The sequence below is a fragment of the Allorhizobium sp. DMC15 genome, from assembly GCF_056314065.1.
On record NZ_JBQUZB010000004.1, the window covers coordinates 116,457 to 135,914 of the forward strand.

The 19,458-nt window shown below is 61.0% G+C and carries 18 protein-coding genes; 12 read left to right on the forward strand and 6 right to left on the reverse strand.

Annotated features, from left to right (window positions below):
• Positions 1-131: 131 nt before the first annotated feature.
• The 5 genes from ACT53S_RS18210 to ACT53S_RS18230 are packed head-to-tail and all read left to right on the forward strand — an operon-like array spanning position 132 to position 5,098.
• The gene (locus ACT53S_RS18210; protein ID WP_476068017.1) at positions 132-1,127 is read left to right on the forward strand and encodes an iron-siderophore ABC transporter substrate-binding protein; all 996 of its coding nucleotides are present in this window, start codon (positions 132-134) and stop codon (positions 1,125-1,127) included.
• Positions 1,128-1,138: 11 nt separating this feature from the next.
• Positions 1,139-2,167, forward strand: coding sequence for a FecCD family ABC transporter permease (locus ACT53S_RS18215; RefSeq protein WP_476068274.1), 1,029 nt, complete (start codon positions 1,139-1,141; stop codon positions 2,165-2,167).
• Between the two features lie 26 nt (positions 2,168-2,193).
• On the forward strand, positions 2,194-3,210 hold the full coding sequence (locus ACT53S_RS18220) for a FecCD family ABC transporter permease (RefSeq protein ID WP_476068018.1): 1,017 nt from the start codon (positions 2,194-2,196) through the stop codon (positions 3,208-3,210).
• Positions 3,207-4,037 carry an ABC transporter ATP-binding protein gene (locus tag ACT53S_RS18225; protein ID WP_476068019.1) on the forward strand — a complete coding sequence of 277 codons (831 nt, stop codon included), beginning with the start codon at positions 3,207-3,209 and terminating at the stop codon, positions 4,035-4,037. Before ACT53S_RS18220 ends, ACT53S_RS18225 begins: the two co-directional genes overlap by 4 nt.
• A complete protein-coding gene (locus ACT53S_RS18230) occupies positions 4,034-5,098 on the forward strand; it encodes a DUF2218 domain-containing protein (protein WP_476068020.1) in 1,065 nt (354 codons plus the stop codon). The genes ACT53S_RS18225 and ACT53S_RS18230 overlap by 4 nt, the downstream gene beginning before the upstream one ends.
• A 125-nt stretch (positions 5,099-5,223) precedes the next feature.
• Here ACT53S_RS18230 and ACT53S_RS18235 read toward each other — a convergent pair whose 3' ends face one another.
• The 6 genes from ACT53S_RS18235 to ACT53S_RS18260 form a co-directional block, all read right to left on the reverse strand.
• Positions 5,224-5,850 (reverse strand): isochorismatase family protein, encoded by a 627-nt coding sequence (locus tag ACT53S_RS18235; protein WP_476068021.1) that lies wholly within the window; start codon positions 5,848-5,850, stop codon positions 5,224-5,226.
• A gap of 3 nt (positions 5,851-5,853) precedes the next feature.
• Entirely contained in the window at positions 5,854-6,720 is an 867-nt protein-coding gene (locus ACT53S_RS18240) for an isocitrate lyase/PEP mutase family protein (protein WP_476068022.1), read from the reverse strand.
• A 16-nt stretch (positions 6,721-6,736) separates the two neighbouring features.
• Positions 6,737-8,038 (reverse strand): amidase, encoded by a 1,302-nt coding sequence (locus ACT53S_RS18245; RefSeq protein ID WP_476068023.1) that lies wholly within the window; start codon positions 8,036-8,038, stop codon positions 6,737-6,739.
• A gap of 2 nt (positions 8,039-8,040) precedes the next feature.
• Positions 8,041-9,600 carry an amidase gene (locus ACT53S_RS18250; protein WP_476068024.1) on the reverse strand — a complete coding sequence of 520 codons (1,560 nt, stop codon included), beginning with the start codon at positions 9,598-9,600 and terminating at the stop codon, positions 8,041-8,043.
• Between the two features lies 1 nt (position 9,601).
• Positions 9,602-10,684: a pyrimidine utilization protein A gene (gene rutA / locus ACT53S_RS18255; RefSeq protein WP_142072804.1), complete on the reverse strand. Its 1,083-nt coding sequence runs from the start codon at positions 10,682-10,684 to the stop codon at positions 9,602-9,604.
• 267 nt (positions 10,685-10,951) lie between these two features.
• On the reverse strand, positions 10,952-11,710 hold the full coding sequence (locus tag ACT53S_RS18260) for a GntR family transcriptional regulator (RefSeq protein ID WP_476068025.1): 759 nt from the start codon (positions 11,708-11,710) through the stop codon (positions 10,952-10,954).
• A gap of 180 nt (positions 11,711-11,890) precedes the next feature.
• On the opposite strand from ACT53S_RS18260, the gene ACT53S_RS18265 reads away from it, so the two are divergent.
• The 7 genes from ACT53S_RS18265 to ACT53S_RS18295 all read left to right on the forward strand — a co-directional run bounded on the left by ACT53S_RS18265 (position 11,891) and on the right by ACT53S_RS18295 (position 19,258).
• On the forward strand, positions 11,891-13,108 hold the full coding sequence (locus ACT53S_RS18265; protein WP_476068026.1) for an MFS transporter: 1,218 nt from the start codon (positions 11,891-11,893) through the stop codon (positions 13,106-13,108).
• Between the two features lie 280 nt (positions 13,109-13,388).
• Positions 13,389-14,489: a sugar ABC transporter substrate-binding protein gene (locus ACT53S_RS18270; RefSeq protein ID WP_476068027.1), complete on the forward strand. Its 1,101-nt coding sequence runs from the start codon at positions 13,389-13,391 to the stop codon at positions 14,487-14,489.
• 25 nt (positions 14,490-14,514) lie between these two features.
• Positions 14,515-16,062: a sugar ABC transporter ATP-binding protein gene (locus ACT53S_RS18275; RefSeq protein ID WP_476068028.1), complete on the forward strand. Its 1,548-nt coding sequence runs from the start codon at positions 14,515-14,517 to the stop codon at positions 16,060-16,062.
• A complete protein-coding gene (locus tag ACT53S_RS18280) occupies positions 16,059-17,069 on the forward strand; it encodes an ABC transporter permease (RefSeq protein WP_476068029.1) in 1,011 nt (336 codons plus the stop codon). The genes ACT53S_RS18275 and ACT53S_RS18280 overlap by 4 nt, the downstream gene beginning before the upstream one ends.
• Entirely contained in the window at positions 17,069-17,272 is a 204-nt protein-coding gene (locus tag ACT53S_RS18285; RefSeq protein WP_113377785.1) for a hypothetical protein, read from the forward strand. Before ACT53S_RS18280 ends, ACT53S_RS18285 begins: the two co-directional genes overlap by 1 nt.
• Complete coding sequence (locus ACT53S_RS18290; protein WP_476068030.1) at positions 17,269-18,687, forward strand: amidase; 1,419 nt, start codon at positions 17,269-17,271, stop codon at positions 18,685-18,687. The genes ACT53S_RS18285 and ACT53S_RS18290 overlap by 4 nt, the downstream gene beginning before the upstream one ends.
• A 40-nt stretch (positions 18,688-18,727) precedes the next feature.
• Positions 18,728-19,258, forward strand: coding sequence for a flavin reductase (locus ACT53S_RS18295; RefSeq protein WP_476068275.1), 531 nt, complete (start codon positions 18,728-18,730; stop codon positions 19,256-19,258).
• Positions 19,259-19,458 lie beyond the last annotated feature (200 nt).

The following is a 19,458-nucleotide window of genomic DNA, read 5'->3' on the forward strand; positions in this document are numbered from 1 at the left end:
TGTAGATTTTTCTCTTTTTGTAAAATTCTCCGGAAATCAAGAGGCAATGATGCCCTCCGTTCCCAATTGGCTTGACCCGCGAGCCTGAAGCTGAAAGTGAAAGTCAACTTAATCAGCGAGCGATTGACACGATGCGGATGAAGTTGCGTAACCTGGCGCCCCTGGCAGCACTGCTTTTCGGCATCGCAAGCATGCCCGCCAACGCAGACGAGGACGCTCGTTTTCCTTTGATGATCACCCATGCACTTGGCCAGACGAATCTCCCGAAAAAACCCGGCCGGGTGGCCACCGTAGCCTGGGCCAATCACGAAGTGCCCCTGGCGCTGGGGATTGTGCCGGTGGGGATGGCAGCTGCAAATTTCGGCGATGATGATGGTGACGGCCTGTTGCCCTGGGTCGCGGAGCGCCTCCGGGAGCTGGGTGCAGAACCACCTTCGCTCTTCGACGAAGGCGACGGCATCGATTTCGAAGCGGTGGCGGGCACCGAACCGGATGTCATCCTTGCGGCCTATTCCGGCCTGAGCCAGTCCGACTATGACACCCTCAGCCAGATCGCGCCGGTCATCGCCTATCCGCAGGCTCCCTGGTCAACCGACTGGCGGGAAACGATCCGCCTCGACAGTGCCGGCATGGGTTTGGCGAAAGAAGGCGAGGCACTGATCGACGATATCGAACGAAAGATCGCTGCAGAAGTCGCAAAATACCCCGAGCTGAAGGGCAAGCGGGCGATGTTCGTCACCCATCTCGACGAAACCGACCTCAGCGTTGTGAACTTCTATACGACCCAGGATACCCGCGTGCGGTTTTTCAGCGACCTTGGTCTTTCCATGCCGAAAAGCGTCATCGAAGCCTCGTCGAACGGCAGCTTTGCCGGTTCAATTAGCGCCGAACAGATCGACCTGTTCGACGATGTGGACATACTGGTCACCTATGGTGATCGTGCTTTGATCGACGCTATGAAGGCCAATCCGCTGCTCGCCCACATGCCGGCCGTCAGGCATGACGCAATCGTAACGCTCGGCCGGGATCCGATCGGCACTGCAGCCAATCCGACGCCCTTGTCGATTAGCTGGGTTCTGCCGGCCTATGTGGCGAAGCTCGCGGATGCGGCGCGAAAGACCGAATGACGACCAAACAAATGCTTTCCATCCCAAGGCGGGCGGTTGAGTTTTCGCCGAGCGGCAATCGGCTGCTCGCTGTCTGCGCCATCGCGGCACTTGCGATTGCTGTTGCCGCATTGTCATTGGTGGTCGGTACACGCGACGTCCCATTGACGGATGTCGTCGCGGCGCTTTCCGGTGATACATCAACGCTCGATCGCGCAGCGGCGGCGGCTCGGCTGCCGCGCACACTTTTGGCTTTGCTTGCCGGCGCGGCACTCGGAATGTCGGGTGCCGTCATGCAGGGTGTGACGCGGAATCCGCTGGCGGATCCCGGCATCCTCGGCATCAACACCGGTGCATCACTGGCGGTGGTGGTCGGAGTTGCCTGGTTCGGCATCAGCTCGGGCCATGCCTTCATCTGGATCGCCATCGCTGGCGCGGCGTCAACCGCCGTCTTTGTGTACGGCATCGGCTCGCTTGGGCGCGGGGGCGCCACCCCGCTGAGGCTTGCATTGGCAGGAACGGCGACCGCGATCGCCTTCTCGTCGCTGGTTGTTGCTGTCGTCCTGCCGCGCGCCGACATCGCCGGGGGCGTTCGCTCTTGGCAGATTGGCGGGGTTGGCGGCGCAACGTTCGACCGACTGGCGCCAATCTCCATCTTTCTGGCGGCAGGATTTGCCTTGTGCCTGCTTTCCGCCAGACGATTGAATGCGCTTGCACTTGGTGACGAGCTTGCCGCTGGCCTCGGCGAACGCGTAGCCGTGGCCCGCGCTGTCGCAACTCTCGGCGCGGTCATGCTCTGTGGTGCGACAACAGCGGTCTGTGGCCCGATCGGCTTCGTCGGCCTTGTGGTCCCGCATGCATGCCGGTTGCTGATCGGGGTAGACCATCGGTGGCTGCTGCCGATTTCGGCCCTCTGCGGCGCCATACTGTTGACCGGTAGCGACGTTCTCGGACGTCTGGCCGCCCGTCCATCAGAGTTGGATGTGGGCGTCGTCACCGCTCTTATCGGGGCTCCTTTCTTCATTTATGTCGTTCGCCGGCAAAAGGTCAGAGACCTGTGAGCGCTTGTGAACGTCTAGAGCATCAGATGATGATTGCTGCGACCCATCGGCGGCACCTCCACCGACGGCGGACCCTGCTCGCGCTTGCCGTGCTCTTCGTCATAAGCGGCTTCCTTCTGACGTTGATGGCAGGGCAGACATTCACACCCCTTGATGACGTCTTGCGCGTTTTGGCAGGTGAAACGGTGCCTGGCGCCAGCTTTACCGTGGGTCAGTTGCGTCTTCCTCGTGCGGTCCTTGCCGTCGCCGCCGGGATGAGCTTCGGCCTTGGCGGGGCAGCTTTCCAAACGCTGTTGCGCAACCCGCTCGCGAGCCCCGACATCATAGGCATCACCTCGGGCGCAAGTGCCGCGGCGGTGTTCGCGATCGTGATTCTCGGGTTGAACGGGACTCCGGTCTCTTTGCTGGCTATTGGCGTCGGCCTTCTGGTGGCGCTCCTTGTTCACGGACTGGCCGCAAAGAACGGCGTGGCAGGTCCCCGGTTGATCCTGGTGGGGATTGGCGTTTCCGCCATGCTGGAGAGCATGATTGCCTATATCCTGTTGCGCGCGCCCGCCTTTACGTTGCAGGAGGCCATGCGTTGGCTGACGGGCAGTCTTAACGGGGCAAAACTCGACCAGGCGCTTCCCCTTCTGGCAGCACTCGTTCTGTTTGGTGCCCCGCTCCTGACGTGGGCCCGGGATTTGGAAGTTTTGCGCTTGGGTGACGAGACCGCAACGGCGCTCGGCGTCAAGGTCTCCTCCACGCGTCTCCTCGTCATCGTCTGCGCCGTCGGTCTGATTGCCACGGCAACAGCCGTGACGGGCCCAATCGCCTTTGTGGCCTTCCTCGCAGGTCCGATCGCGAGTGGCATCTTTGGGAAGCGAGGCTCCACCTTGCTGCCTGCGGCCATCGGTGGGGCACTTCTTGTCTTGTTGGCCGATTTCGTCGGCCAATTCCTCCTGCCAAGCCGTTATCCGGTTGGTGTCGTGACCGGTGCTCTCGGGGCGCCTTATCTCATCAGCCTGATCATCAGAAGCAATCGACAGGGAGCCGGATCGTGACCAACTACCGCGTCGAAGCGAAGGAACTCTTCGCCGGCTACGGCGAAAGTGTCGTTCTGAAGGATATCGACCTCGTCATTCCCACCGGGAAGATCACCTCCATCGTTGGAGCCAATGCCTGTGGCAAGTCCACCCTGCTCAAGGCGCTGTCGCGCCTGATCGCGCCGTTGAAAGGCGACGTCCTGCTTGACGGTCGCTCTATTCACAAACTGCCGACGCGTGAGCTTGCCCGACGGCTCGGTCTGTTGCCGCAGTCCCCGATCGCGCCGGAGGGAATCACGGTCCTCGACCTGGTCAGCCGGGGAAGACATCCTCATCACAGTCTCTTTGCCTCTTGGTCCCCCAAAGACGACCAAGCGGTCGCGGACGCCCTTGAGGCGACACAAACGGCTGAGCTTGCCGAGCGGTCTGTGGAAGAGTTATCCGGGGGACAGAGGCAAAGGGTCTGGATTGCCATGGCGCTCGCCCAGGAAACCGAGATCCTGCTTCTCGACGAACCCACGACCTTCCTGGACATCAGTCACCAGATCGATGTGCTTGACCTCCTGACAGACCTTAATCGCAAGCGGGGCACGACAATCGTGATGGTGCTGCACGATCTGAATCTTGCGGCGCGCTACAGTGATCATTTGATCGCAATGCTTGAGGGACGTCCCTTTCGGGCAGGCTCGCCGCAATCGGTGCTTACCGAAGAAATGGTCCGCGAGGTCTTCAGTCTCGACGCGCAGATCCTTACCGATCCGACTTCCGGTCAACCCATGATGCTTCCGATCGGACGGCATCATATGCGACCGTTTTCCCCGTCATCCATGCAGGCAAGTTCATGAGCGATATTCACTCCGCAACTCTTTCTGGCACAGCGCACCCGGTCGATGTGCGCGCCATGCTCAATGCGATCTGTGAGCATTTCGTCGAACATTCCGATGTCCTTCGCGAGGAAGGAAGAGCCGTACTGATGTCCAGGGACTGGACGATCAATCTCACCAGTGTCGACGATCGGCTGGAGATAGTGATCGCCACCGCCAGCGATGCATCGCTGCCCGTGACGTGTACAATGTTTGCAGAGCACCTTTTCTATTTTGCGGGTGACGAGCCTTTGTCGCTCGAATGGTCGGAGCCGGCGCCGAAGGGGCGGCCACCGGGTTTTCACGAAGCAACTGTCGTTTCTGCAAGGAACGTCACGTCGCGGATGCGGCGAGTCGTGCTGTCTGTTGAGAACGTCACCTCGTTTATCGGCGGCAACATGCATGTGCGCCTGCTTATACCTCCGAAGGGACGAGCACCTGTCTGGCCAATCGTCCAGCAAAACGGCCGGATCGGCTGGCCTGAGGGCGAGGATGAACTGCTTATGCGGGTCTATACTATCCGCTCGGTCGACGCTGGAACCAATCAGGTTTCGGTCGATGTCTTTCAGCATTCGGCCGAAGGTATCGCGACGCCGGGAAGCGACTTCGCGCGTGACGCTCAGCCGGGGGATCGTCTGGCGATCATGGGACCCGGCGGCGGGGGCCTGCCGGATGCACAAACGATTCTCTTTGCCGGCGACGAAAGCGCGCTTCCCGCGATTGCGCGGATGGTGGAGGAAGCAGCGCCGGGAACCTTGATGAAAGCGATCATAGAAGTAGAAGACGGAAGCGAGCAGCAGGATCTCGAAGAGAGGCTCATCGGATTGGAGTGGCTGCATCGGTCTTCTTATTCGTCTGACGACAGGACATCGCTGGTCGATCGTGTGAAAGCCGAAGTCCAAACCACCAGCGCCGACACCTTCGTGTGGTTTGCGGGCGAAAAGAGCGACTGCCGAGAGATCAAGCGCTTTCTTGCCGACCTGAAACGCGATCGCAAAAATCAATATGTCGCCTGGTACTGGGAGAGAAACCGGTCGGCCTGAAGACGGTTGGTTTGGCTCAGACCGGGTGCTTCGGTCGCCGCGTGCACCGGCGCACCACATTGTGACGCCGCCAGGGTAATCATCGGCAATGCGGCTGCGCTCGGAATCAGACCAACGTAAGGGTCTCAGAGCGACGCTATGAAATCGAGGACCTCCACCTCGGAGACCACATCGGCATATTTGGCATTCATGTCGAACAGATTGGCCTCGTGCGGAGATGAATGTCGATCGCCACACGCATCCCTGACCACGGTTGTGATGAAGCCATGCGACATCGCATCGACACAGGTTGCACGCACACAGCCACTCGTGGTCAGCCCGGTCAGGATAACGTTGTCGACCCTCATGGATGTCAACAAAGGGGCAAGCGAAGTCCCGAAGAAGGCACTGGGATACTGTTTTGCGATAACGAATTCGTCCGGAAAAGGCTGAAGTCCCTTAGGCCAGCCACCGAGCGGGTTGCCGGCGGTGAAACAGGCGAGAGGCTTGGCCTTCTGGAAGAAGCGTCCACCGTCGAGGCCGCTTGGATGCAGCACAACGCCTGTGAGGATGATTGGGATCCCCTTCTCTCGCGCCTTTTCGCGGATGCGCAGGGCACTTTCAAGTGCGGCGTCCACGCCGGCATAGAGCGGGCTGTTTGGCTCGAAATAGGCCTGGACAAAATCCACAAGAACGAGTGCCGGCTTCTTTCCGAAGCCAATACGATTGTCATAGGCCTTGGCATAGTTTGCTGCGAGATCGGCGTTTGTCATGCGTCAGTCCTCGGTTTCGGCAAATCGTTTTTCGAAGGCCCAGACATCTTCGAAGCCAAGCAGGCTGTTGAAGTCTTTGAAGGGGTAGAGCGGCACTGCGTCGCTGGTGATTCCGTGGTCGAGCAGGTCCTGATAGGCATGGCGTACCGCATGACCATGGGCGAGGAAGCCGAGCGCCGGGTAGATCGCGATCCGGTAGCCCAGCGCCTTGAGATCGGACGCCGGCAGGAGCGGTGTACGCCCGCCATTGACCATGTTGGCAAGCAGTGGCCGATCGATGGCCTCGGCGATCGCCCTCACCTCGTCGGTATTTTCGGGCGACTCGACGAAGAGCACGTCCGCACCGGCCGCGGCATAGGCTTTTGCACGACGGATCGCCTCCTCAAGGCCAAGGCTGGTACGGGCATCCGTGCGGGCGATGATGAGCATGTCGTCGCTGCGCCGGCTGTCGACAGCAACCTCGATCTTCTTGACCATATCCCCCATGGGCACGACGCGCCGGTTGGGAGTGTGGCCGCATTTCTTCGGAAATTCCTGATCTTCCAGCTGGATCGCCGAAACCCCGGCATCCTCGTAACCGCGTACCGTGTGGCGCACATTGAGGAGCCCGCCATAGCCGGTATCTGCATCTGCAATGACGGGCGTATTCGTGAGTTTCACCATCTGCGCAATGCGCTCGACCATGTCTCGATAGGTGGCGATACCGGCATCGGGAATGCCGAGCGTCGAGGCGACGGTCCCGTAACCGGTGACATAGAGGGCTTTGAAACCCATCCGATCGGCAATCAGCGCCGAGATCATGTCGTATATGCCGGGGGCAAGGACGAAGTCGCCGCCAATAAGTGCCTTTTTCAATGCGGGATCGGGCATGTCGTCTGTGCTGCTTTCATGTCGGATTGAGAACGGGCTCGAGGTGCCGGGCCACATCGAGCAGATGTTTGTCCGCCAATCGCCGGGCAATTAGCGTCACGCCAATCGGCAAGGCTGAAGACCCGAGCGGAATGGGAATATTGAGACAGGGCACGCCAAGGAGCGTCCAGGAGGCATTGAACACCGGATCGCCTGGCCCACGTCCGATCGGCGCAAAGCCGGGCGCACTCGGCGCGATTAGGATATCGAAATCACCCATAAAGGTATCGAACGCGATGCGCGCCGAACCCATGGCATCATAGGCGCGGGCGAGATCAGCAAGGCTGGAGCCATCACGGTTTTCCACCCTGTGATGGAAATCGTCATGCAGGCTCGATGAATGCCGTCGTGCCAGATTTCGGAACGAGGCCTGCCCTTCCCGATGCAGGATCACACGGTGGTGACGGTCGACGGGCTCGAACTCGGGTGGGAGGTCGAGCACCTGCACGCGGTGCCCGGCGCCTTCCAGCCGCTCCCTTGCGACCGTCAGCGCCATCAGGCTTTCCGGCGACAGGCGGTCTTTGTACGGTCCTAACGTGAGGGCGATGCGGGGGTTTCTGGAGAAGCCTGCCGCTGGGAATTCCTCGTCCAGACCGAGAACTGAGGCAAGCAGGGCCACGTCATCCACGGATCGTCCGTACCAACCGACGGTGTCGAAGCTCTGGGCATAGATCTTTACCCCTTCTCGGCTGACACGCCCGAAGCTTGGCTTGAAGCCGACCACGCCGCAAAACGAGGCCGGTCGGATGGTTGAGCCTCCGGTCTGGGTCGCAAGCGCCAGGGGGACATGGAAATCGGCGACGGCTGCTGCAGATCCGGCAGATGAACCGCCCGGCGTCCGCGACAAATCATGCGGGTTGGCGGTTGCCGCATTGCGGCCGGCTGCCGCGAATTCGGTGGTATCGGTCTTGCCGAGGATGATGGCGCCTTCGCTGCGCAAAAGATCGACCACGGCTGCGTCTGCCGCAGGTCGAAAACCTTCATAGAGCGGCGAGTTGTGCGTCGTCGGCAGATCGAAGGTATCGAACACGTCCTTCACCCCGATCGGCAGGCCGTGAAGCCTGCCGCGCCGTGCCGCGGGAACGGCATCGCATTCCTCCGCCTGCTCGCGGGCCGTCTCGCTCAGCGCAAGCCAGGCCCGCACGTCAGGATCGCGCAGCGAAATCCGCGCGAGCAAGGCATCGACCAGTGCGCGTGAGGTAAGCCGTCCCTCCGCGATTTGGGCGACTGCGGCCGTCGCCGAAAGCTGGGTGACATCGCGTTCCCGAAAACCATCCATGCTCAGATCTCCTCTCCGACAGGCCTCATCCGGTGAAAATCGGTCACAGCCTGGAAAGCACGCCCAAGCCTCAGGCACAGAACGTCGTCTCCCGGACGCCCGACGATCTGGATCCCTGTCGGCAGACCTGTTCGTCCTTGACCCGAGGGCAGCATCAGCGCCGGTAGGCCCGTGACATCGAAGATCATGGTGTTGCGCGAAATGATCGACTGGAATGGGTGGCTTTCACGGTCGACGTCGACGGTCAGCGCGTCGAGCTGGCCTGCCTCGCCGCCAAGACCCGGCGTCACCAGCACGTCGACCTTTTCCATAACGCTAAGGAATTGCTCGAGCGCTTCGCCCCGCTGTTGCAGGGCATTCCCATAGTCCCTTGCCGAATAGCCAAGTCCGTTCTTCAGTCGGTGCAGCAGCCCGGGATCGAAGAGTTCGGCCCGATCGAGCCGCTCGGCATGCAGGCTGGCAAGCTCGCTCTGCAGGATGACCCAGCCAGCGGCATGGAAACGTTCGACCTCGATGGGGGGCAATTCCACGAGCCGGCAGCCGAACGCCTCAAACTGTTGCAGGGCGCGATGCCAGTTTGCAAGCACCCGCTCGTCCACCAACTCGTTGAACCAGTTGGAGGGGATGCCGATCGTAAGCCCCTTGACCGAGGTCTCGCCCAGAACATCCGCCACCTGCTGCGCAATTGCCGGCCCCGACGTCTCCGCTATGTAAGGCAGCACATGGAGCAGGTCTTCGGCAGAACGCGCCATCGGACCGATATGATCGAGCGTCCAGGAGAGCGGCGCCACCCCGTGCCGCGACACGAGCTCCCGGCTCGGTTTCAGACCGGTCGTACCGCACCAGCAGGACGGCACGCGGATCGAACCGCCGGTATCGGTTCCGAGCGCAAGGGGCATGAGGCGCACAGCGAGGGCAGCACCCGATCCCGTCGAGGACCCGCCGGTCCATCGTGCGCGATCATGCGGGTTCCTGACGGTCCCGAAGCGCGGATTATGCGGCGACCCGGTTGCGAACTCCGTGGTTGCCGTCATGGCAAAGGGAATGGCTCCGGCCGCCCGCAAGCGGGAAACGACGGAGGCGTCCCTCGGTGCTACCCGGTCGCCGGTGAAATAGGAGCCGGAGGTAACGATTGCGCCGGAGACATCAATGATGTCCTTCACGCCGAAGGGAATGCCTTCGAGTGGCCGCGCCGTCCCCTCCCTGTAATGACGATCGCTTTCCTGCGCGAGAGCATCGGCATCGGGAACGAAGCGAAGGATCGCCTCTCGACCGGTCGGCGATCGCGCGATGGAGGCCGTGAGTTCCGAAAGCACATCACTCGGCCGTATGGATTGCGCCGCAAAGGCACCAAGCAGATCGGCAACGCCGGCCTCCCGCAGCGCCCCCGCAACTGGCCGAGGTTCAATAGCGAGGCGGAAGTGTGCCGGTTCGGATGCAGCTTGATGTATGGATTGATAAAGCCTGTCGACGTGCCCGGGATCAACAAGCCTTGTCGGGTCAAGCTCGATCCCCGTGCCTTGACGGGGATCGTCGTTGATCGCAGCGGCTAAGCGCGTCACGTCATTCAGCCGCGATGGAGGTCGCCGTGCGGCTCGCCATCAGCGGCTGGATACGCTCGCCGAACTGATCGAGACCGACGAGGAAGTCGTCGAAGGTGAGCATGATACCCTTTGTACCCGGCACGCTGCCGGCTTCGTCGAGCATGCGGGCAACCTTTGCATAGGAGCCAACCAGGGTTCCCATGTTGAAGTTTACGGCACCTTCCGGAAGGTTGATGTGCTTGGCGGTCGAATTCGCATCCGCCGTTGCGTCCTTGCTGCCTTGGTCAGCCATCCAGGCCAGCGCATCGACATCGGCACCCTCACGATACTTCTGCCACTTGGCCTCCGCCAACTCGTCCGTCTCGTCGGCGATGACCATGAACAGAACATAGGCGCCAACGTCGCGGCCCGTCTTGGCAGCGGCATCGAGCAGTTTCTGATTGTTCGGCGCATAGGCGGTCGGCGTGTTGATGCCCGAAGCCATCACGAAGTTGTAGTCGGCATATTCGGCGGCAAATTCCATGCCGCGTGGGCTCTGTCCAGCCGCAACGATCTCGATCTTGTTCTTCGGCATCGGCTTCATCATGCAATCCTTCATGGTGAAGTGTTTGCCTTCGAAGCTGCAACTGCCGTTCGCCCAGAGCTCCTTCATGATGTGGACGTACTCAGTCGAGTAGTCGTAGCGATAGCCGAAGTAATCGTTGCCCGGCCAGATGCCCATCTGGTCATACTCGGCCATCTGCCAGCCGGACACGATGTTCACGCCGAAACGCCCCGGCGCCACGTTGTCGATGGTCGTTGCCATGCGCGCCACGATCGCGGGCGGAAGCGTCAGAACCGCCGTCGATGCGAAGAGCTTGATACGCTCGGTGACGGCCGCAAGGCTCGCCATCAGCGTAAAGCTCTCAAGATTGTAGTCCCAGAACTCCGCCTTGCCGCCGAAGCCACGCAGCTTGATCATCGAGAGGGCGAAGTCGAGACCGTACTTCTCTGCCTTCTGCACGATCTGCTTGTTGAGCTCGAAGCTCGGCATGTATTGCGGCGACGTCGTCGAGATCAGCCAGCCATTGTTTCCGATTGGAATGAAGACACCGATATCCATGTGGTTCCCCTTTTTTGTGACCTACAGGCAAGCAGTATGTACGAACTAATGCAAAATTTCGAAAGCCTGTCCAGCCAAAAATGCCACAAGTTTAGGCTTGCCTATTTTATCACCATTCGCCGGAAATGCGCGCAGCCGTGATTGCCGATCAACCGTTCAAACGGTCGATCTCTGTGCAGAGGGAGAAGATTGGGAGTGAGACGCGGAGGCCCCTGAAGTTCTGAGACTCAGTCAGAACCGCGATGGACGCATGCGGGTTGGCGCGCGTCAGCCTTCGGCGCGGAGTGTGGTCGTAAAGGTGAACCGCTCGGCCGGCAGCACCTGGAAGGCATATTCGAGCAGCCTGCGGCCGGAGCCGAAATAGCGGCGCGTAACAACGAGCGCCAGATCGCCCGCCTTGACATCGAGCTTGGCCGCAATTTCCGCATCGAGAACCATGGGCCGGATATCCTGCTGGATCTCCTGAATCTTCTCGCCGGTAAACTGCTCGATGTAATGGAAGATCGCGCTACGGGCGACCGTGATTTCTTTTACCGCCGCCGCGAGCTTCGAATCGACATAAACCTCGTTCCAGGAGAACGGACGGCTTCTGTTGCCGGGGTAACGGATACCCGCCATATGGAAGAACTTTCGGCCCGGCCGGCAGCCGAGCTCGACCGCAAGCTTACCCTGGGCCGAGATCTCCTCCTTCGTGTCGATCACGAATTCGGTTTCTGCGGCAATTTCGAAGAGCTCCGATCGGGAATGCGCGATGAAGCGCTTCTTCTCCGGATCGAAGCCAGCCTCGACCCGCGTGCCAACGCCTTTTCGGGCTGAAAGGCGCCCCTTGTTGCGCAAGGTCGCGATCGCCTGGCGAACTGTCTGGCGACTGACGCCAAGCGCGGACGCGATTTCGTTTTCCGTCGGAAGGAGCGATCCGACCGGAAACTCGCCGTCGCTGATCCGGCCCTCCAGATGATGGGCGACCTGCAGGTAGAGCGGCGCCGTGTCGACTTCCGGCTTCCAGTCCATGCGCTTCTGATCCAAGTGTCCGAACTCCACCCGGCACAACGCCGAGCTCCTCTCGTCCGTGTTTCAACCTGCTTTCCCAAGAAAACGCAAATGGTTTCAGGACCAGAGGTCACCGCAAGCTCTCTCACTTGCAGTCTGAACTCAAATCAATTAGTACGTACATATTCCAGAAACTCTCCCGGGATATTCGAACCCATGTCGGATTTTATCGCCGAAGAGGCGCCGCCCGCGCGACGCGCCTCCTCGCTGACACAGACGCTGATTGCCGCAACCCTGATCCAGATTGTCGCCACCGCGAGCGTCCTTGCGCTGACGGCAATTGCGCCGACTGTGGCCGCCGATCTCGGGATCGGCGCCTATTGGATCGGCTATCAGATCAGCCTGATCTACTTCTCCGGCATGTTTTCATCGGCGGTGGCCGGAACGCTCGTCCAGCGCTTCGGCCCGATTAAAATCGAACAGGCAGCGCTTGCCTGTTTTGCCCTTGGCTTCGCCGGGATCGCGAGCGCCAGCATTCCGCTGATCGTCGTCGCCTCCCTGTTCATCGGCATCGGCTACGGCCTCAACAACCCCGCCTCCTCGGAGATGCTGAGCCGCGTAACGCCCTACCGGCGCCGCAACATTGTCTTCTCGCTGAAACAATCCGGCGTTCCGCTTGGCGGCATCCTCGCAAGCTTTGCCTTCCCCTTCCTCACCCGCTTCTTCGACTGGCATCTCGCGCTGCTGCTCGGCGCGGTCGCGCCACTCTTGATGATGGGTCTTCTGGCGACCACCCACGCCGCAGACCCGGTTAATCGCAGCCCGAGACGCTCTCTTTTCGGTGGCTTGGTGGAGGAGCAGTCGACGATCTGGAAAAATCCGAAACTGAGAGCCCTTTCTGCACTCGGCTTCGCCTATTCCGCCATGCAACTGTCCGTCTCGGCCTTTGCCGTCGTCACCCTGGTGCATGATGCGGGATGGTCGCTGTTGTCGGCGGGCTCCGTCGCCGCTGCCATGCAGCTTGCGGGCGCCATCGGTCGCATCTTCTGGGGTGTCGTGGCCGACAGGATAGGCGGCGGCCTGAAGACGCTGGCCTTGCTCGGCTTCCTTGGCGGAGCGGGCTACGCCCTGTTGTTCTTCCTCACCGATCTTCCCGTTTACGCACAGGTCGCCGTGTTCGTGGCCATGGGCTTTGTCACAATTGGTTGGAATGGCGTACTTCTGGCCGAGGTCGCCCACAACGCGCCCGAGGGGCGGGTGGGCTCGACCACCGGTGGCGTGCTCGTCTACACTTTCATCGGCGTCATTGTCGGCCCCTCGACCTTCGGCAGCATCTACGCACTGACCGAGCACTACGGCGCGAGCTTCCTAGCCTTCTCGCTTTTCGGCTTTGCAGGCCTGCTGATCGCTTGGCGCGCCCATCGCACGACCTGAAATCGTCCAGCTTTGTACAGACATAATGTCCGGACTTCCGAGCAGCGGCCACTGCGCGTTCGCAGCATCACGCCCGCTCGAATGGCTGCACTGATCACGTTTCGTGCGCTTCTGTGAAAGGCTTTTCGGCAATCGCCACTTTTATGTGCAGCGCAAAAAAATAGGCAAAACGCAGTTGACGTTCGCCTGACTATGTACGTACATTACCTAGCGTCGGCTCCGGGAAGCCGCAGCGAAGGACACCGGGAACACCCGGGTCTAAGACAGGGGAACGTCGATCATGCGCCGCATTCTTGCCAGTTCATTTCTTGCCGCATCCGCCCTTGCGGCTGCCTCCATGCCAGCCGCAGCCGATCCGATGGCCGATGCCAAGGCCATTATCGAGGCCCATCGTGCCATGCCGGTTTTTGCACCGCCGGGCGAACCCTTCGACGCCAAGGCCTGCATGGCCGACAAGAAGGTCCTGTCGATCCCGATTTCGATGACGATCCCTTTCAATGTCGAGCTCCAGAAGGCGATGGCGTCTGCCGCCGAGGAAGTCGGCTTTACGTACACGACCTGGGACAACCAGCTAAAGCTTGACCAGTGGGTCCAGGGCATCTCGCAGGCCATCAGCCAGAAATACGATGTCGTCGATCTCGCCGGCGGCCTGAATCCGGAAGTGCTGGGACCGCAGCTCGCCGAAGCGCGCGGCGCGGGCCTGAAGATCAGCACGACGCATTTCTATGACGTGACACAGCCGGCGGTCGAAAGTGTCGATTATTCGGGCAAGGTCGACTTCACCGGTGCAGGAAAGCTTCTCGCCGCCTGGGCCTATGTGCAGACAGAAGGCAAGCCGAACGTCCTGATCATCGGCTCCTCGGACGTCCTGCCCTCAATCCCTTTCGTTCAGTCGATTCAGGATCAGCTCAAGGCGCTGTGCCCGGATTGCAAGCAGACCCATCTCGACGTGCCGGTGTCCGAATGGGCAACCAAGATCCAGTCCGGAACCCAGTCCGCTCTGCTGGCTGATCCCTCGATCAACTACATCCTGCCGATCTACGACTCCATGTCGCAGTTCGTCGTTCCAGCACTCCGCATCACCGGCTCTGAAGGTGCGGTGAAGCTTGCAAGCTTCAACGGCACACCCTTCGTACTGGACATGGTGCGCGAGGGGCAGGTCGAGATGGATATCGGCGAAAGCCTAGGCTGGGCAGGGTATGCGGCGATCGACAACATTATGCGCATGCTCTGCGGCAAGCCTGAGGTGGCCAAGCTCAACGTTCCCCTGCTGGTCTTCGACAAGAACAACATCGAGACGGCCGGCGTGCCTGCCAACTTCAACGACGGCTATGGCGACGCCCATCTCGAAGGTTTCCGTAAGCTCTGGATGCTGAAGTAAATCAACCGGAACTGGGAGCCGCGCAATGACCGAGAATGCCGTGCTCAGGATGAACAATATCCGCATGCGGTTCGGAAGCTACTACGCTCTGAAAGGTGTGTCGCTTTCGATCCGCCGCGGTGAGGTCTTCGGCCTGCTCGGCCAGAACGGCTCCGGCAAGTCGACGATGATCAAGGTCCTCGCCGGCTTCCATCAGCCTGAAGAGGGAAGCGAAGTCGTGCTGTGGGGGCAGACCCTGCCCCTTCCGCTTGATCCGATGGAGATCAAGAAGCGTGGCGTCGCCTTCGTCCATCAGCACCTGGGCCTCGTGCCCTCGCTCACCGTGATCGAGAACATGCGGGTCACGGCTCTTCGCCAGAAGACGCCGTGGCTGGTGAACTGGAAGAAGGAAGCCCAGGCAATCTCGGCCCTCTTCGCGGAATTCGGCCTGGACGTCGACCCCTTCGCGACGGTCGCGAGCCTTCCCCCGGTCGAGCGGGCCTTCGTGGCCATCATCAGGGCCTTCGAGGATCTCAGAGCGTCCGATGCAGGACATGGCGGAGAGGGCATTCTCGTCCTTGACGAACCCACACCCTTCCTGCCCGCCGAGGATGTCCAGCGACTGTTCACGCTGATCCGCTCGATCGTCAAAACGGGTGCTTCGGTGGTGATCGTCACGCACGACATTGACGAGGTGCGCGACATCACCGATCGCGTGGCCGTGCTCCGCGACGGCGAACTCATCGACATCCTCGACACGCGCAGCACCGAGCGGCAATCGATCCTCGACACGATTGTCGGCACGCGCATCGACCATTTCGCCAAGAGCCGGATGCCATCCGAAGGTATTCCTGACGCAGTCATCGTCAAAGATTTAAGCGACGGAAAGACACCCGGCTTCGGCTTCGTCATTCGTGAGGGCGAAACCCTGGGCGTGACGGGTCTGATCGGCTCAGGCTTTGCGACCCTGCCCTATCTCCTCTATGGCGCCTTGCGCGGCAGCGGGACGCTGACCATCGCTGGCGAAACGATCGACCTTTCCCTAATCAGTCCGCTGATGGCGCAGAAGCTGGGTATTGCCTTCCTGCCCGGGGATCGGCTGGGGGCCGCCGGCATCGGCAGCCTTTCCGTCACAGACAACATCACCCTCCCCGTGCTTGACAGACTGCTGGGTCCCGCCGGACTGGATCGACACGGTATGGTCGTGGAAGCGGGCCGCCTGGGGCAAATCTACGACGTTCGCCCGCAGAACCCGCAATTGCCGCTGGGCTCACTTTCCGGCGGCAACCAGCAAAAGGTGCTGCTGGCGAAGTGGCTGCAGATCAAACCGAAGCTGCTGATGCTCGACGAACCGACCCAGGGCGTGGACTTCGGCGCCCGCCAGCAGATCTTCAAGGCGCTCGATCGCGCTGCCGGTGACGGCACGGCGATCCTCTGTGCCTCTACCGACAATGAACAGCTCGAGCAGATCTGCGACCGCATCATCGTCTTCTCCCGCGGTCGCCCGGTCATCGAGCTCAAGGGATCCGAGATCTCCCGCAAATCCATCACCGAAGCCTGTTTCCACGGCCATCAAGCGGAGGCTGCAGAATGACGACGCTCGACATGCCCACCGTCAAACCCATGTCCAAACCTGCCAGCCGCTTCACGTTGAAGACGGAAGCCGAGCGCTTCGCTCTCGTCGCGGCCTGGCTTTTGCTGATCGTGATCTTCGGCATCCTGATGCCGGATTCTTTCCTGAGTTGGCGCAGCTTCTCGACACTGTTCGGCTCGCAGGCCGTGCTCGTCGTTCTGACGCTCGCCATCATCATCCCGCTGACATCGGGAGATTTCGATCTCTCCGGGGCCTCGACACTCACCATGAGCTGCATGTTGATCGCCGTCCTGAACGTCAAGCTCGGTTGGCCGATCGTGCCGGTCGTGCTCGTCGCGCTGGCAAGCGGCGTGATTATCGGCGCCGTCAATGCCCTCTTCGTTCTCTACTTCCGCATCCATTCTCTCATCGTGACCCTCGGCGTCGGCACCTTCGTCAACGGCCTGATCCTCTGGGTCAGCAACAGCCAGACGATCTCCGGCGTTTCGATGGGCCTTGTCGAATGGGTGATCATCAACCGCTTCCTCGGCATCCCCCTGGCGTTCTTCTATGCCCTGATCCTTGCAGCCGTGATCTGGTACGCGCTCGAATACACGATCCCCGGCCGCAAGCTGCTGTTCGTCGGTCGCGGCCGTGAAGTGTCCCGGCTGAACGGGATCAATGTCGACCGCGTCCGCGCCACCTCCTTCGTGTTGTCGGGCCTCATCTCCGCCTTGGCCGGCGTGCTCTATGCCGGCATGACAGGCTCGGCCGATCCGCTGTCCGGCCTCAACCTGCTGCTGCCTGCCTTCGCAGCAGCATTCCTAGGCGCGACGACCATTTCGCCCGGCCGGTTCAATGCCTTCGGCGCGGTGATCAGCGTCTACTTCCTGGTCACCGGGATAACCGGCCTCACCATGCTTGGCGCCGATGCCTATGTGCAGAACCTCTTCTATGGCGGTGCGCTCGTCATCGCTGTTTCGCTCAGCCAGCTGGTTCGGAACCGGCAACCCCAGGATTTCAGCTGATGGCCCTCGAAGACGTCATGAAGACGCTTGCGCAAACTTATTGGGGGCGTTCCGCAACTGATCCGGAGCTCTTGGCGATGGTCGCGGAAATGCGTCGAGACAGCACGGCGATTGCCGCCATCGCGGAGGCTCAAGACGGCGCCCTCTTCTCCGTAGAACCGGCAGCTTTCGACCGCATCCTGAGACAGGAGGTCGGCCGATGAGCGCCGATGAACCTCGCTCGCTGTCCGAGGCAGCCGATGCGGTCAAGGCGGGTCTGATCAGCGCAGTGGAATTAACTGAGGCCGCGCTGGACCGCGCCAGGAAAAGCCAACACCAACTGAACGCCTTCATCGAGATTGAGGAAGAGCAAGCCCTGCGCGCTGCCCGGCAGGCAGACGACGCTCTGGCTCGTGGGGAGGCAACTGGCGTTCTCCACGGTGTGCCGCTTGCCCATAAGGACATGTATGATCGAGCTGGCTTCGTGACCGGATGCGGCTCGAAGATCCGTGCCACGCACCGTGCCACCCAGACTTCTACGGTGATGCAGAGACTGGAAACCGCGGGCGCAATCTCGATCGGGCGTCTCAATATGAGCGAGTTCGCCATGGGCCCGACCGGCTACAACCATCACCACGGCAGGGCGTTGAACCCCATCGATCCGGCGCGCATCACGGGAGGCTCGTCGTCCGGAAGCGGCTCGGCCGTCGGCGCAGGGGTCGTTCTTGCCGCGCTCGGATCTGATACGGGCGGCTCCATCCGGCTGCCGGCCGCATGCTGCGGCATCGTCGGCATCAAGCCGACTCAGGGCCGCGTCAGCCGGCATGGCGTCATGCCGCTGTCTTTCTCCCAAGACTGCGTTGGTCCTCTCGCCCGAAGCGTCGAGGATGCCTATCGCATCCTCCAGATCATCGCAGGACCTGACGGTGAGGACACCACCTGTGTCGCAGCACCACAGCTCGAACCGCTCACCGAAGACGTCTCGCATCTGCGTGTCGGGCTGCTCGGGGGCATGTTCGAGCAAGGTCTGGACGATGTCGTGACCTCCGCACTCGAAACCTGCGCCTTGGTACTGGCGAAGGAGGTCAAGTGGTTGGGGAAAGCTGCAACTGTGGAGATGCCTGACATTGCCGAACTGGCCAATGTTGTTGCCATGGCCGAGGCCGGCACCGTGCATTTCAACTGGATGCAGAAATGCCCTGAAGACTACGGCCCTCAGATCCGCATGCGACTGTCGCAGTCGCTGGCGATCCCCGCACCGATCTACCTGCGCGCGCTGCAAATGCGCTCTGTCCTGCTGGAGAGCTTTCTGACGGTGGCCTTCGGCAGTGCCGATGTGCTGATCGCACCCGTCATGCCGTTTCTCCCGCCCCTGTCGAGCGAGGTCGATGTTGGCACAAGCGCCAGGATGAATACGGTCGTCAGCGCGATGACATCGTTCACGAGACCCTTCAGTTTCCTCGGTCTTCCTGTGGTCACACTTCCTGTCGCAGCTTCCGCCACCGATCTCCCTATCGCGATCCAGGTTATTGCGCGGCCCTGGCGTGAAGATCTTGCGGCAAGTGTCGCGCGGCGCCTTGAGCGATGTCTTGCCCTTCCTGCTTTCGCCTCGCTATCCACACCTCGTTCCGCGGCGTGATGACACCGAGAACAGCTCAAACTCCCAGCCTAAAAGGATGATAGAGATGAACAGCATCCCGAGCCTCAATGGCCCCCTTGAAACTGTTTCTCAGGTTACGCGCGAGATCTTCCGTGATGGAATGGCCAAGATGGGTGCAGCGGTCAACATCATCACAACAGACGGCCCGGCCGGTCGCGCAGGCTTTGCCGCGACGGCCGTCTGCAGCGTCACAGACAGCCCGGCCACGCTGCTGATCTGCCTCAATCGTTCCGCATCAGTCTTCGACGCGGTCACAGCGAATGGCGTGGTGTGCGTCAATGTTCTGGCCTCCCGCCATGAAGGTCTTTCGAACCTCTTCGGCGGCAAAACACCGGTCGACGAGCGTTTTGCGGCGGCGGAATGGATCGAAGGGGTCACCGGCGTGCCCGTGTTGAGGGATGCGCTTGTCTCCTTCGAGTGCCGCATCAGTCACCAATCAGACATGGGGACGCATCGCGTCTTCTACTGCACCGTTGAAGCGGTGCACGACGGGGAAGCTGCGGATGCTTTGATCTACTACCGCCGCGCTTATCGGCACGTTTCGGGTTGAGCAAGAACAGTCGGCGAATTTGTCGTGCCCGACGTTAGAGCGCTGCGGTGCCATTATCGCGGCGATCCATCTCTCCAATTGGCTCATCTTGTTTGAATCAGGCGCGATCATAGGTCGAACGCCCTAGACGTCGACGGCAGCCGGGGTGATCGTCGGACAATGCCGCTGCCTCGCCTGATGTTGTCAACCAGCAGCGGGTT